Genomic DNA, 13,763 nt, shown 5'->3' with positions numbered 1-13,763 from the left:
TGTGCGTCAGACCGCGGCTTCGTCCTGCTCGCCGGTGCGGATGCGGATCACGCGCTCGATATCCATCACGAAGATCTTGCCGTCGCCGATCTTGCCGGTATGCGCGGCCTTGACGATGGCGTCCAGCACGGTGTCGAGCTGGTTCTCGGCCACCACCACCTCGATCTTGATCTTCGGCAGGAAATCGACCACATACTCGGCGCCGCGGTACAGCTCGGTGTGCCCCTTCTGGCGGCCAAATCCCTTCACTTCGGTCACCGTCAGCCCCGTCACGCCGACATCCGCGAGCGATTCGCGCACTTCGTCGAGTTTGAACGGTTTGATGATGGCGGTAATCTGCTTCATGACTGGCCCCTGGTTATAGTCGTTGGGTAACGCGCCGCCCGTGCGCAGCAGGCGCGCGGGCGGCGTGGTTCGTTTTGCATTTTACCAGTCATTAACGCGGCCTATCGTCCGCGCGCGCCGTTCGATGCGCATGCAAGGTGTGCTGGCGTGCCCACGAGCTGCCCGCCTTGCGCGTCACATTCCTGTGGATAACCTTGTGGGCAACCTCCGGCACAAGCTGTGGACCGCTTGTGCATATCCGCGGCACCGGTGGCTATGTCGTCGAACGGAAACGGCGACGATAGTCGGCAGGCGATACGCCCAGCCGCCGGAGAAAGGCCCGGCGCAAGCTGTTCGGATCGTTAAAGCCAGTCAGCGCCGCCACCCGCTTGAGCGGATTGCGCGTCTCTTCCAGCTGGCGCCTGGCCGCGTCGATGCGTGCACCCTCGACAAAATCCGCTGGCGTGACCTGGCATTCCTGCTTGAAGATCCGGGCGAAGTTGCGCGTGCTCATGCCGGCCCGCTCGGCCATGCTGTCTACCGACAGGCGCTCCGCGAGGTTCTCCAGCACCCAGTTCTGCACGTCCCGGATCGCGCTCTTTTCGGCACCCTGCGCGGCCAGGTGCGCGCTGAACTGCGACTGGCCGCCGGGCCGCTTCAGGAACATCACGAACTCGCGCGCGACCTTCAACGCTACCGTGCGCCCGAAGTCCTCCTCCACCATGGCCAGCGCCAGGTCCAGCCCGGCGGTAACGCCAGCCGAGGTGTACAGGTTGCCGTCCTTCACATAGATCTGGTCCGGCTGCACCCTGACCTGCGGAAACTGCCGTGACAAGCGTTCAGTGGAATTCCAGTGTGTGGTGGCATTACGCCCGTCCAGCAGGCCGGCGTGGGCCAGCAGCATGGCGCCGGAGCATACCGACCCCAGCCGGCGAACCGTACGGGCGTAGCGATTCAGCCAGTCCCCGATCGCACTGTCATTTTCGAACAGGCTGACTTGCGGGCTGCCGGCGATCAGCAGGGTGTCGATATCCGCGCTGCTGGTTTCGAGTGTCGTGTCAGGCGTGATGGTCATGCCATTGGATGCGCGCAGCACGCCGGGCACCGGCGACACGATCTCGAACGCATAGGCCCCGGGCTCACCGGCCTGGCGCGCCCCTTCGTGAAAGACATCGATAGGGCCGGCCAGGTCCAGCATCTGGACACCGGGAAAGGCGAGCACTGCGATCTTCATGACAATCAGGCAACGGAATCCGATTTGATCAGTTTAGTCAATTTCGGCCATCGGACCTGCCTTGATCCATTCGCCCGGGACCGATAGCGCACGATGGTTATCTCCACCACGCGCCGCCCCTCCAGCATGGTTCGCCCCCGATCCAGCGGCGTGCTGTCCACGCGGCTGCGCTCGACACCCAGCACGGCTGCATCGCCGCCAGCCGCGCGCACCCGCTCCGCGACGCGGGAAAGCAGGATGCGGCCGCCAATCCAGCCCTCGGGGCTCTCGACCGTGGTGTAAGCAAGGACTTCGTACGGACCAGATGGCTCGCCGCGCGTCCAGATGTCGATGCCATCGACGGTTTCCCGTGCGCCGCCCCTGCCTTCACGTAGCGCGTGGCTGCCTTCATAGCGCTGGATCGGCGCCTGGATGCACGCGGCCAGCCCGACACAGCACAGCACCAGCCAAGTGACCCTGGCACCTCTCGATTTCCTGATTTTCATCTTGCGTCCTGAGTACCTCCAACGGAGACCGGGCGCAGTCTAGTGGGCATGACGAGCGCGAAAACGCCTCTGGCCGAGAGCAGAGAGCGATTGGCAGAAATTGACGTAACTGTCTTCTTTCAGCCTGGCCATGCTTTTCCCATAATGCATTCCACCACGGCCCACCTCCATTCTGGAAAGCGGTGCCGGGTCGTTCCACCGCCGATGCAACGCGCTCGGCATTCCATACAGGCAGACGAAAGCAACATGACTATTGCAGCCAATCCCGCCGCCGCGGCGCCCCACCAGCGCAGTTCAGTTCAGCATCTCCCGGTCAACCTGTTCGGCGCCGTCATGGGCCTGTCAGGACTGTCGCTGGCATGGCGCGGCGCGAGCAAGGTGTTCGGCACCAGCCTCGCCATTGCCGATGCTGTCGGCGTGGTGGCAGTGATCACGTTCCTGGCGCTGGCAATCGGCTATCTGGCCAAGTGGCGCCTGTATCCGGCAGCCGTCAAGGCCGAGTTCAACCACCCGATCGCCGGCAATTTCTTCGGCACCATCACCATCGCCATCCTGCTGCTGTCATCGGTGGTTGGCGTCTACAGCGAGACGCTTGGCCAAGTCGTGTGGACCATTGGTGCAGTGCTCACCATCGCACTGACCTATGTGATCGCCAGCCGTCTGTTCCAGGGCAAGGGCGACCCCACGCATGTCGTGCCGGCATGGCTCATTCCCGGCGTGGCGACGCTCGATATCGCGGTGGCCGGCGGCACCATGCCGATGGCCTGGGCACCCGAGCTGAACCTGTTCGCCGTGGCCGTCGGCACGGTAATGGCGCTGGTGTTCTTCACGATGATCTTCTCGCGCCTGGTCCACCATGATCCGCTGCCCGCCGGCATGACGCCTTCGCTGATCATCCTGATCGCCCCGTTTGAAGTCGGCTTCCTGGCCTATGTCAACGTCACGCAGCACGTCGACATGTTCGCCGCCCTGCTGTTCTACTTCGGCCTGTTCCTGTTCGTGGTGCTCGCGGCCAAGGTGTTCCGCCGCTCAGTGCCGTTCGCCGCTTCGTGGTGGGCCATCAGCTTCCCGCTGGCCGCGCTGTCCAACGCCGCGCTGAAGTATGCGCACTATATGGATACCGGTGTGCTCCACATCGTGGCTGCGGCGATCCTCGCGCTGCTGACCATCGCGATTGCCGTGCTGTTTGTCCGCACGCTGCATCGCCTGTTCACGCACCGCCTGCTGGTCGGCTGACGGCGGCATCCCACTCAACCTCCAAAGCCTTTGCCACGATGTCCTGGATCTTGCTGAGTTGTGCCGGCGTGCTGGAAATTGCCTTCGCCTTTGGCATGAAATGGTCCGCCGGCTTCAGCCGGCTGTGGCCGAGCCTGTTTGCCGTGCTCACCGGACTCAGCAGCATCATGCTGCTGACGCTGGCCCTGCGGGCTCTGCCGGTGGGCACGGCCTACGCGGTCTGGACCGGTATCGGTGCGGCGGGCACGGCGGTGCTGGGCATGGCATTGCTGGGCGAGCCGGCATCGCCGGCACGCATCGGCTGCGTCGCGCTGATCCTGTGCGGCGTGATCGGGCTGAAGCTGGTCTCGATCGACGTTTCCTGACACGGCGGCAAGAGCCAGCGACAACACAATCCCATGCCACTGATCGACACCGCGGAACGCGTGCTATTCCTGGCCCTGGTGCGCAGCCACGGGCGCGCCGGCGCAGACTTCCGCCTGACCGGCCATGAACGGCAGCAGGCGGATCCCGCCGACATCTACGGATATGCCGTGGTCGACTGCCTTGCCAGCGGCAGGCAGCACGCCTATCCGCTGGATGAAACCGCCGACTGGCTCATGGCCTTCCACAAAGACCTTCTGGCTGGCAGCTTCGAAATTCCACCGGCCGCTTAGCCGTCCTGCGCCTCAGTCAGGCACCTTCTCCAGATCCTTCAGCCACACCACCGATTCGGAGTCGCTCGGGGCGCGCCAGTCGCCGCGCGGCGACAGCGATCCACCCGAGCCCACCTTGGGCGCGTTCGGGATGCAGGAGCGCTTGAACTGGCTCGTGCGGAAGAACCGGTCAAGGAAGATCGCCAGGTTGCGCTTGATCTCCGGCAGGCCGTACTGGTTGCGCGCCACGTGCGGGCCATTGGGCCAGGTGCCGCGCTCGCGGTCTCCCCAGGCATGCAGCGCCAGGAAGGCGATCTTGGACGGGGTAAAGCCGAAACGCAGCGTGTAGTGGAGATTGAAGTCCTGCAGCTCATACGGGCCGATGGTGCTCTCGGTCTTCTGCTCGGGGCCGTGGTTGGAATCGCCAGGCACCAGTTCCGGGCTGATATCCGTATCCAGCACGCTGATCAGCACGTCCGAACCGCCTTCACCGACCTGCCCCGTTTCCGCCACCCAGCGCACCAGGTGCGAGATCAGCGTCTTGGGCACGCTGGCGTTCACGTTGTAGTGCGACATATGGTCGCCCACGCCGTAGGTGCACCAGCCCAGCGCCAGTTCGCTGAGGTCTCCGGTGCCGATTACGATCGCGCCGTTATGGTTGGCCAGCCGGAACAGGTGGTTGGTGCGCTCGCCGGCCTGCACGTTCTCGAAAGTCACGTCATAGACTTTCTCGCCGCGCGCATAGGGGTGGTCCAGGTCCTTCAGCATCGCCAGGCAGCTCGGCCGGATGTCGATTTCGCGCGCGGTGCAGCCGACCAGTTCCATGAGCTGGCGCGCCTGGCGCAGCGTGCGGTCGCTCGTGGCAAAGCCGGGCATGGTATAGGCCAGGATGTTCGAGCGCGGCAACCCGAGGCGGTCCATCGCCTTGGCGCACACCAGCAGCGCGTGGGTGGAATCCAGCCCGCCCGACACGCCGATGACCACCTTGGAAATCTTGCTCGCCGACAGCCGCTGCACCAGCGCCTGCACCTGGATGTTGTAGACCTCGTGGCAGCGCTCGTCGCGCTGGCGCGGGTCGGCCGGCACGTACGGGAAGCGCGCCACCTTGCGCTCGAGCGGCAGCGCCTTGTCCAGCGTCACGTCGAGCGGGAAACGGACCACGCGGAACTTGTCCACTTCGGCCTTGTGCCGGCGCACCGAGTGGCCAAAGGTCACCTGGTGCATGCGCTCGCGCGACAGGCGCTCGACGTCCACATCGGCAAACAGCAGGTGCGAGGTATCGGCAAAGCGTTCGGACTCCGCCAGCAACTCGCCGTTCTCGCAGATCAGCGCCTGGCCGTCCCAGGCCAGGTCCGTCGAAGACTCGCCCTTGCCGGCGGACGTGTAGAGGTAAGCGGCCAGGCAACGCGCCGATTGCTGCGACACGAGCTGGTGCCGGTAGCCCGCCTTGCCGATCACGATATTCGACGCCGACAGGTTGACAAGCACCGTCGCACCGGCCAGCGCCGCGAACGACGACGGCGGGATCGGCACCCACACGTCCTCGCAGATCTCCGCATGAAAGCGGAAGTATGGGATGTCCTCGATCTCGAACAGCAACCCGGCGCCGAAGGGCACGTCCTGGCCGAGCAGGCGGATCGAATCCGTGGCCGCGTTGTCGGCTTCGCTGAACTGGCGCGCTTCGTAGAACTCCCAGTAGTTCGGCAGATAGGACTTGGGCACCACGCCAAGCACCCGACCCCGAGCCACCACCACGGCGCAGTTGAACAGCTGATGCTCCACGCGCAGCGGCATGCCCACGATCAGCGCCGCCGACAGCTTGCGCGACGCTTCGACGATTGTGCCCAGCGCCGCTTCGCACGCATCCAGCAGCGCACGCTGGTGGAACAAGTCGTCGCAGGTGTAGGCCGAGATGCCGAGTTCCGGGAAGGCGACCAGCACGGCGCCCTGCTTTGCTGCCTGCGTGGCCAGTGCGATGGTTTCGGCAGCGTTAAAGGCCGGGTCTGCCACGCGGCAGACCGGCACGCCCACTGCCACGCGCGCAAAGCCGTGGGAATACAGGTTGAAAAACGGATTCTTCATATCGGGCCTTGGTTGCCGGCGTCTGCAGCGTGCAGGCTTGCGGCCGGCGGCATCGGGAGCGTCTCGCGGCCGCACGGGTGACGGCCATGCGCCATTTTACGACGCGCCGCACGGCGTCGCTGGCGCCGGGAGCGGGTGCCGGCGGTTTCCGGTAGACTCGGCGCGATTGTCGGAGATAGGAATCAGGCGCAATGCAGTCGGAATCTTGCAAACCGGGCGATGCGTTCAACACGCGGCAAGCGGCGGAACCGCCCGAGGCCGCTGGCGTGCAGGACTACCGGACAGAGATCGTTTCGGATCTCGCCAAAATCGCTGCCGATACGTGGGATGCCCTGGTCGCCAGCGACCCCGACGCCACCCCGTTCCTGCGCCACGCCTTCCTGCACGCGTTGCATGCCAGCGGCAGCGCCTGCGCCGACACCGGCTGGAGTCCGCGCTACCTCACCCTGTGGGCACCCGCCGCCAACGGCCAGCCGGAGAGGCTGGCCGGCGCCATGCCGCTGTACGCGAAAGCGCATTCCTATGGCGAGTATGTATTCGACTGGGCCTGGGCCGATGCCTACGCCCGCCACGGCCTGGAGTACTACCCCAAGTGGCTGTCGGCCATCCCGTTCACGCCCGTGCGCGGCGCGCGTCTGCTCGCGGAGAACACGGACGCGCGCCGCCTGCTGCTGCAGCTTGCGCTGGCACTGGCCACGGAAAGCGGGATGTCGTCGCTGCACATCCTGTTCCCCAATGATGCCGAGGCCGACCTGATGGAGCAGGCAGGCATGATGATGCGGCATGGCGTGCAGTTCCACTGGACCAACGCGGGGTACGCCAGCTTCGACGACTTCCTCGCCACGCTGTCGCAGAAGAAGCGCAAGAACATCCGCGCCGAGCGTCGGCAGGTGGCGCAAGCCGGCATCACTTTCCGGCACCTGCGCGGCGCCGAAATCGACGACGAGGCCTGGCGTTTCTTCAACCGCTGCTACCGCCAGACCTACCGCGAGCATCACTCCACGCCGTACCTGAACCTGGATTTTTTCCGGCGCATCGGTGCATCCATGCCGCAGCACCTGCTGCTGGTGATCGCCGAACGCGCGGGGCAGCCGATCGCGAGTTCGCTGCTGGTCTATGACGACACGCCTGGCATCAGCACGCTGTACGGACGCTACTGGGGTGCGCTGGAGTACCACCCGTGCCTGCACTTCGAAACCGCCTACTACCAGCCGCTGGACTTCTGCATCCGCCACGGCATCGGCACCTTCGAAGGCGGCGCGCAGGGCGAGCACAAGATGGCCCGCGGCTTCCTGCCCGTGCCGACGCGGTCCGCGCACTGGCTCGCCCATCCGGCCTTTGCCGACGCCGTGGAGCGCTTCCTCGCTCGCGAGCGCGAAGGCATAGACGCCTACCTGGACGAACTCAACGAGCGCACGCCGTTCGCCCAGCGGCAGGACTGAAGCCGCGGCTCAGCGCCGCCACATGCGGCGCAAGGTGTTGTCGCCCAGCATGTAATGGTGGAACAGCGCTGCTACCGCATGCAGGCCGATCACCAGATAGAAAGCCGTGCCGATCGTCTCGTGGACTTCCTTGATCTGGTTCTTCAGCGCCTCATCCGGCCCGACCAGCGCGGGAATCTCGATACCGAGCCCGGGTAGCGCCAGCACGTGGCCGCCGGCGTTGAGGGCAAGCAGGCCGAGGATGGGTTGGGCCACGATGAACAGGTACAGCACCCAGTGCATCGCGTCGCCCGCGAACTGCATCCAGCGCGGCCCCGGCTCAGCCGGCGGCGCACCGCGCACCAGGCGCCACAGCAGGCGTGGCACGGCCAGCACAAAGACAAGCATGCCGGTCCACTCATGCGCCGCCATGGCCAGCGAGCGCGCCGGCGTGCCCTTGCCGGCAAAGCCTTTCAGCTCGATCGCCGCATAGGCCGCGGCGACCAGCAGGAATACCGCCCAGTGGAAGAAGATGGCCAGGCCATCGTAGCGGTGCGCAGTTCCGGGAAACTCCATGGCACCGGACACGCTCTGCAGGCGGTTCATAGTGACTCCTGTGGTATTGGGGACACCGATAGCGTACTCCGGCGCGGGTGCCCGCGGCTTGTCGATAGTCAGGTTTTCCGCAACAAAAAACCCCGCCGGAGCGGGGTTCGTTCAGCAGCCGTTCAGCTTTGGACGAGAACAGCGCATAAACTGCCAGACAGGGCACGCGAGCGATTACTTCTTGAAGTTCGCCACGCCGTCGGTGATTTCCTTGTGGGCTTCCTCGATGCCGGCCCAGCCTTCCACCTTCACCCACTTGCCGGCTTCCAGTGCCTTGTAGTTCTCAAAGAAGTGCTTGATCTGGTCCAGCGTGTTCTGCGGCACGTCCGACAGGCCCTTCATGAAGGCAGTAGCAGGAGACAGCTTGTCCACCGGCACGGCAACCAGCTTGGCATCCACGCCCGACTCGTCGGTCATCTTCAGCATGCCGAGTGCACGGCAGCGCACCACAGCGCCCGCCAGGATCGGGAACGGGGTGATCACCAGCACGTCCACGGGGTCGCCGTCGCCCGACAGCGTCTGCGGAATGAAGCCGTAGTTGGCCGGATAGCGCATGCCGGTGCCGATGAAGCGGTCCACGAACAGCAGGCCGGTTTCCTTGTCGGCCTCGTACTTCACCGGATCGCTCTGGGCGGAGATCTCGATGATGACGTTGAAATCGTTGGGAAGGTCCTTGCCCGGGGAGACGAGATTGAAGCTCATGCGATTCTCCAGATGCCTGCGGTGTGTTTATGGATGGCCGGCATTATAGCGGCTCCCCCCTGACCCGAGGCTGACAAAGACCGTGCCTTGCACGCCGCCCGGGCTGCGCGATAATGGCGCATTCTTCAGCCAACGCTGAATTCCGAGCCACGCCTCCGAAGACACGGAGACCCCCGGAGACCATCCATGCATGCCCAGCATTTCGTCGCCAACCGCCTGATCGCGCCCGACAACGGCCTGCGCATCAAAGTGTTCGACCCATCCAGCGGCGAACCCTTTGCCGAGATCGCGCGGGGCAACGCCACCGATATCAATGTCGCCGTGCACGCTGCACGGCAAGCCGCCGACGGCGCCTGGGGCGCCATGGCGCCGGCCGAGCGCGTGCGGCTGCTCAACCGCGTGGCGCTGTCGCTGATCGCCAACGAAGAGGAACTGGCCGCGCTGGAAGCGCGCGACACCGGCAAGCCGGCGCGCCAGGCCCGGGCCGACGCGCGCGCGGTCGCACGCTATTTCGAGTTCTACGCCGGCGCCGTCGACAAGCTGCACGGCCAGACCATTCCGTACAACCCCGGCTACACGGTGCTGACGCTGCGCGAGCCGCATGGCGTCACGGGCCATATCATCCCGTGGAACTACCCGCTGCAGATTTTCGGCCGCAGCGTGGGCGCGGCATTGGCCACCGGCAACGCCTGCGTGGTCAAGCCGGCCGAGGACGCCTGCCTGTCCTTGCTGCGCGTGGCCGAACTGGCCGCCGAAGCCGGCCTGCCCGAAGGCGCGCTCAATATCGTCACCGGCTACGGCCATGAGGCCGGCGCCGCGCTGGCCCGCCACCCGGGTATCAACCACATCTCGTTCACCGGTTCGCCGCAGACCGGCAAGCTCGTTGCGCAGCTCGCCGCAGAGAACCACGTGCCGGTCACGCTCGAACTGGGCGGCAAGTCGCCGCAGATCGTCTTTGCCGATGCCGACGTGGATGCACTGGTGCCGGTAATCGTCAACGGCATCGTGCAGAACGCCGGCCAGACCTGCTCGGCGGGCAGCCGCGTGCTGGTGGAACGCCCGCTCTACAATGCGCTGCTGGACCGGCTTGCCTCGGTGTTCGAATCGCTGCGCGTCGGCCCGTCTGAACTGGACCTGGAATGCGGCCCGCTGATCAGCCGCAAGCAGCAGCAGCGCGTGTGGGACTTCGTCTCCGATGCCCAGCACGCCGGCATCGGCGTGATGGCGCAGGGGCAGATCGTGGCGGAAGCGCCTGAGTCCGGCTACTACCAGGTGCCGATGCTGTTCCGCGACGTGCCGCCCGCGCACCGGCTGGCACAGGAGGAAGTCTTCGGCCCGCTGCTGGCCGCCATGCCGTTCGACACCGAAGCCGAAGCCCTGGCGCTGGCCAACGGCACGCCGTATGGACTGGTGGCGGGATTGTGGACGCGCGACGGCGGAAGGCAGCTGCGCCTGGCGCGCAAGCTACGCGCAGGCCAGGTCTTTATCAACAACTACGGTGCCGGCGGCGGCGTGGAGCTACCCTTCGGCGGCACCGGCCAGTCCGGCTACGGCCGCGAGAAGGGCTTCGAAGCCCTGTACGGATTTACCACCCTGAAAACCATTGCCATTCAACATGGGTAACATCAATTTCCTGTCGGTCGCCTTTGCCATCTTCTTTTTCTGGATGGCCTGGCACGTGAAGAACAAGCGCGCCACCAATCCGTCCGGCATGCCGCGCCTGCAGGTCTTCAAGCGCAAGTGGGGCGACACCGTGGGCGACCGCGTGCACTGGTGCCTGTATGTGGCGCTGCCATTCCTGCTGGCTGTGATGATGGTGGCCAACGCATTGCGCGGGCGCGGGCCGTTCGCACACTAAGCGACCTGCCGCATTGCACGACATAACAAACCCAAGGAGACAAACGATGAGACTGGCCAACAAGGTAGCAATCGTCACCGGCGGCGGCTCTGGCTTCGGCGAAGGCATCGCGCATGCGTTCGCGCGCGAAGGCGCCCGCGTGATGGTGGCGGACCTGCGTGAAGACGCCGCCGAGCGCGTGGCCGCCGCGATCCGCGACGCCGGCGGCCAGGCCCGTGCGGTACGCGCCGACGTCTCGCGCGAGGCGGACACGGACGCCATGCGCGACGCCACGCTGGCCGCCTTCGGCGACGTCCATATCGTCGTCAATAATGCCGGCACCACCCACCGCAACAAGCCGATCCTGGAGGTGACCGAGGAAGAGTTCGACCGCGTCTACGCGGTCAACGTCAAGAGCATCTTCTGGTCGGCGCGCGCGTTCATCCCGCACTTCCGCCAGCGCGGCGGCGGCGTGTTCGTCAATATCGCGTCGACCGCCGGCATCCGGCCGCGTCCGGGCCTGGTCTGGTACAACGGCAGCAAGGGTGCCGTCATCACCGCGAGCAAGGCCATGGCGGCCGAGCTCGGCAAGGACAACATCCGCGTCAACTGCGTCAACCCGGTGATCGGTGCGACCGGCCTGCTCGAGGAATTCATGGGCATGCCCGATACGCCGGAGAACCGCGCGAAATTTCTCGCCACCATCCCGATGGGGCGCATGTCGACGCCGGCGGATGTCGCCAATGCCTGCCTGTACCTGGCCTCCGACGAAGCCGCATTCATCACCGGCACCTGCATCGAAGTGGACGGTGGCCGCTGCGTATAGCCACCGCCCGCCCAGCCGTAAGCCGTAGCCGTAGCTGCATCACCGACGCGTCGTAGAAACGCAACCATCCTGAGGAGACAGCATGACAACGACTGCAGTGAGTCCCGGCGTCAGCGACGCCGCGTTTGAAGACGCCACTTACCGCAAGGTGAGCTGGCGCCTGGTGCCCTTCCTGCTGCTGTGCTACGTGGTGGCCTACCTGGACCGCGTCAACGTGGGCTTTGCCAAGCTGCAGATGCTCAACGACCTGAAATTCAGCGAGACCATCTACGGGCTCGGCGCGGGCATCTTCTTCATCGGCTACTTCCTGTTCGAAGTGCCGAGCAACGTGATCCTGCACAAGGTGGGCGCGCGCATCTGGATCGCCCGCATCATGATCACGTGGGGCGCCATCTCCGCGGCGATGATGTTCGTCACCACGCCCACCATGTTCTACGTGCTGCGCTTCCTGCTGGGCATTGCGGAGGCAGGTTTCTTCCCGGGCATCATCCTGTACCTGACCTACTGGTACCCGGCCAACCGGCGTGGCCGCACCACCACCTTCTTCATGACCGCCATCGCGCTGTCTGGCGTGATCGGCGGCCCGCTGTCGGGCTGGGCGATGCAGGCCTTCGACGGACACAACGGCTGGTCCGGCTGGCAATGGATGTTCCTGCTCGAAGGCATCCCGTCGATTCTGGTCGGCCTGTGGGTGCTGGCCTACCTGGACGACCGCATCGCGCACGCCAGGTGGCTCACCGCCGAGGAAAAAGCGCTGCTCGAACGCAATATCGCGAGCGAAGATGCGCACAAGGAAGACCCGCCCATCCGCACCGTGCTGGCAAGCCCGCGCGTGTGGCTGATGAGCGCGATCTACTTCTGCTTCGTGATGGGCCTGTACGGCGTGAGCTTCTGGCTGCCGACCATCATCAAGCAGACCGGCGTCAAGAGCGCGCTCGACATCGGCCTGCTGACTGCAATTCCGTATGGCTGCGCGGTGGTCGGCATGGTGCTGACCGCCTACAGCGCGGACCGTTCGGGCGAGCGCCGCTGGCACATTGCGATCCCGGCCGTGGCTGGCGCGCTGGGCCTGCTGCTCTCGGTGCACTGGCATGACAGCACCGCGCTGGCGATGGTGGCGCTCACGCTGGCCACCATCGGCATCCTGACCACGCTGCCGCTGTTCTGGAGCCTGCCCACCGCGTTCCTGGCCGGCACCGGGGCTGCCGCGGGCATCGCGCTGATCAACTCGCTCGGCAACCTGGCCGGCTTCCTGAGCCCGTACGCGGTCGGCTGGCTCAAGGACCTGACGAAGACCACCGATTCCGGCATGTACCTGCTCGCCGCCTGCCTGGTGGCGGGTGCAGCACTGACGCTGTCGGTCCCGGCCCGGCTGGTGGGCAGCAAGTCGTAATCCCTTCCGCCTCCGCACGCTGCGGGTTGCCGCGGCGTGCACATCCCGGGTGGCCCCTGCGCCGCCTAGATCCGGCAACACGCCCTCCTCCGACACGCATGTAGGAGCCTGACCGGCAGTATGCCCCGGCATCGCTCCATAGCATGGAATGGACATCCGCCTGCCCCGCAAGTGGCGCTGGCGGCACTGTCATTCCTCTTTCGTCAAGGAGGCCATGATGCGGCAACTGTCTTCACACGCGTCCCGCCCGATCCATGTGCCGGACGCAAGCGAGCGGCGCGTACGCGCGCGTCGGCTGGCCCTTCTGATGGGTGCATGTGCCCTGGCAATGCTGGCCTTCGTGCCCGCCGCGGGCCAGGCCCAGACTTCCACGGCCCCGGCGGACGCTGCGGCCGCGCCGATGACACCGGGCCCTGGGGCAACGGGCACCCCCCCGCTTCCGCCGACAACGGCAACGCCACCGGCAGCGGCGCCTGCGCCCGCTCCCGCACCGATCGACACGGCACCGGCAGCGCCATCCCCCCCGTTGGCGGCACCCACCCCGCCGTTGGCGGTTCCTCCGCCACCTCCGCCGCGCGACGCGATGGTGCAGCGTAAGGCCGGTTCGGTGACCTACATCTGCGGTGGCGTTGCCGAGGATGAGCAGCGTGCGCTGTCCGCGCAGTCCCGCAACTACAACATGGGGCTGCTCTTCACCCAGGGCGCGCGCGGGGAGTACCTGTCCGACGTCAACGTAAAGCTGCTGCGCAACGGGCGCGAAGTGGCCAGCTTCGTGGCGGACGGGCCCAAGTGCCTGCTGAGGGCGCCGGAAGGCAGCTACAACGTGCGGGCTACGTATGAGGGCCGGACCAAGACGCAGGTGGTGAGCACAGGTACGCGGAATGCGCAGATGCGGTGGTAAGGCGCGCCGATAGATCCGCAAAGCGCCACGGCGGTCTTGGTTTCCCCTCTCCCACTGGCGTGGGAGAGGGGAAACCACTTC

General features: G+C 65.9%; 15 protein-coding genes. 9 read left to right on the top strand and 6 right to left on the bottom strand.

Going from position 1 to position 13,763, the window contains the following annotated elements; all coding sequences use genetic code 11:
• Positions 1–6: 6 nt before the first annotated feature.
• The 3 genes from glnK to LDO29_RS01035 all read right to left on the bottom strand — a co-directional run bounded on the left by glnK (position 7) and on the right by LDO29_RS01035 (position 2,043).
• The gene (gene glnK, locus LDO29_RS01045) at positions 7–345 is read right to left on the bottom strand and encodes a P-II family nitrogen regulator (protein WP_224077939.1); all 339 of its coding nucleotides are present in this window, start codon (positions 343–345) and stop codon (positions 7–9) included.
• Between the two features lie 253 nt (positions 346–598).
• Complete coding sequence (locus LDO29_RS01040) at positions 599–1,558, bottom strand: GlxA family transcriptional regulator (protein WP_224077938.1); 960 nt, start codon at positions 1,556–1,558, stop codon at positions 599–601.
• A 5-nt stretch (positions 1,559–1,563) separates the two neighbouring features.
• Positions 1,564–2,043: a hypothetical protein gene (locus tag LDO29_RS01035; protein ID WP_224077937.1), complete on the bottom strand. Its 480-nt coding sequence runs from the start codon at positions 2,041–2,043 to the stop codon at positions 1,564–1,566.
• Between the two features lie 246 nt (positions 2,044–2,289).
• Between LDO29_RS01035 and LDO29_RS01030 the strand changes: the two genes are divergently transcribed.
• Genes LDO29_RS01030 through LDO29_RS01020 form a run of 3 tightly spaced genes read left to right on the top strand, consistent with a single transcriptional unit; the run spans position 2,290 to position 3,935 of the window.
• Positions 2,290–3,279 carry an SLAC1 anion channel family protein gene (locus LDO29_RS01030; RefSeq protein ID WP_224077936.1) on the top strand — a complete coding sequence of 330 codons (990 nt, stop codon included), beginning with the start codon at positions 2,290–2,292 and terminating at the stop codon, positions 3,277–3,279.
• A gap of 38 nt (positions 3,280–3,317) precedes the next feature.
• A complete protein-coding gene (locus tag LDO29_RS01025) occupies positions 3,318–3,644 on the top strand; it encodes a DMT family transporter (RefSeq protein ID WP_224077935.1) in 327 nt (108 codons plus the stop codon).
• 33 nt (positions 3,645–3,677) lie between these two features.
• On the top strand, positions 3,678–3,935 hold the full coding sequence (locus LDO29_RS01020) for a hypothetical protein (RefSeq protein WP_224077934.1): 258 nt from the start codon (positions 3,678–3,680) through the stop codon (positions 3,933–3,935).
• A 12-nt stretch (positions 3,936–3,947) separates the two neighbouring features.
• On the opposite strand, the gene LDO29_RS01015 is transcribed toward LDO29_RS01020, so the two are convergent.
• The gene (locus LDO29_RS01015; RefSeq protein ID WP_224077933.1) at positions 3,948–5,996 is read right to left on the bottom strand and encodes an NAD(+) synthase; all 2,049 of its coding nucleotides are present in this window, start codon (positions 5,994–5,996) and stop codon (positions 3,948–3,950) included.
• Between the two features lie 191 nt (positions 5,997–6,187).
• On the opposite strand from LDO29_RS01015, the gene LDO29_RS01010 reads away from it, so the two are divergent.
• Positions 6,188–7,438 carry a GNAT family N-acetyltransferase gene (locus LDO29_RS01010; RefSeq protein ID WP_224077932.1) on the top strand — a complete coding sequence of 417 codons (1,251 nt, stop codon included), beginning with the start codon at positions 6,188–6,190 and terminating at the stop codon, positions 7,436–7,438.
• Positions 7,439–7,447: 9 nt separating this feature from the next.
• Here LDO29_RS01010 and LDO29_RS01005 read toward each other — a convergent pair whose 3' ends face one another.
• Together LDO29_RS01005 and ppa are read right to left on the bottom strand one after the other, a co-directional pair.
• Positions 7,448–8,023, bottom strand: coding sequence for a cytochrome b (locus LDO29_RS01005; protein ID WP_224077931.1), 576 nt, complete (start codon positions 8,021–8,023; stop codon positions 7,448–7,450).
• A 174-nt stretch (positions 8,024–8,197) separates the two neighbouring features.
• Complete coding sequence (gene ppa, locus LDO29_RS01000) at positions 8,198–8,725, bottom strand: inorganic diphosphatase (RefSeq protein WP_224077930.1); 528 nt, start codon at positions 8,723–8,725, stop codon at positions 8,198–8,200.
• A gap of 186 nt (positions 8,726–8,911) precedes the next feature.
• Between ppa and LDO29_RS00995 the strand changes: the two genes are divergently transcribed.
• The 5 genes from LDO29_RS00995 (at position 8,912) to LDO29_RS00975 (ending at position 13,682) form a co-directional block, all read left to right on the top strand.
• Positions 8,912–10,348 (top strand): aldehyde dehydrogenase family protein, encoded by a 1,437-nt coding sequence (locus LDO29_RS00995; protein WP_224077929.1) that lies wholly within the window; start codon positions 8,912–8,914, stop codon positions 10,346–10,348.
• Positions 10,341–10,583, top strand: a complete 243-nt coding sequence (locus LDO29_RS00990; RefSeq protein WP_011298764.1) for a hypothetical protein — start codon at positions 10,341–10,343, stop codon at positions 10,581–10,583. Before LDO29_RS00995 ends, LDO29_RS00990 begins: the two co-directional genes overlap by 8 nt.
• 46 nt (positions 10,584–10,629) lie before the next feature.
• Positions 10,630–11,388, top strand: coding sequence for an SDR family oxidoreductase (locus LDO29_RS00985; RefSeq protein ID WP_224077928.1), 759 nt, complete (start codon positions 10,630–10,632; stop codon positions 11,386–11,388).
• Between the two features lie 82 nt (positions 11,389–11,470).
• A complete protein-coding gene (locus tag LDO29_RS00980; protein ID WP_224077927.1) occupies positions 11,471–12,781 on the top strand; it encodes an MFS transporter in 1,311 nt (436 codons plus the stop codon).
• Between the two features lie 583 nt (positions 12,782–13,364).
• On the top strand, positions 13,365–13,682 hold the full coding sequence (locus LDO29_RS00975) for a hypothetical protein (protein ID WP_224077926.1): 318 nt from the start codon (positions 13,365–13,367) through the stop codon (positions 13,680–13,682).
• Positions 13,683–13,763 lie beyond the last annotated feature (81 nt).

The sequence above is a fragment of the Cupriavidus laharis genome, assembly GCF_914271435.1.
GTDB classification, from domain to species: domain Bacteria; phylum Pseudomonadota; class Gammaproteobacteria; order Burkholderiales; family Burkholderiaceae; genus Cupriavidus; species Cupriavidus laharis.
The sequence above is the reverse complement of the archived record's forward strand: the minus strand, read 5'-3'. Positions and strand labels throughout refer to the sequence as shown.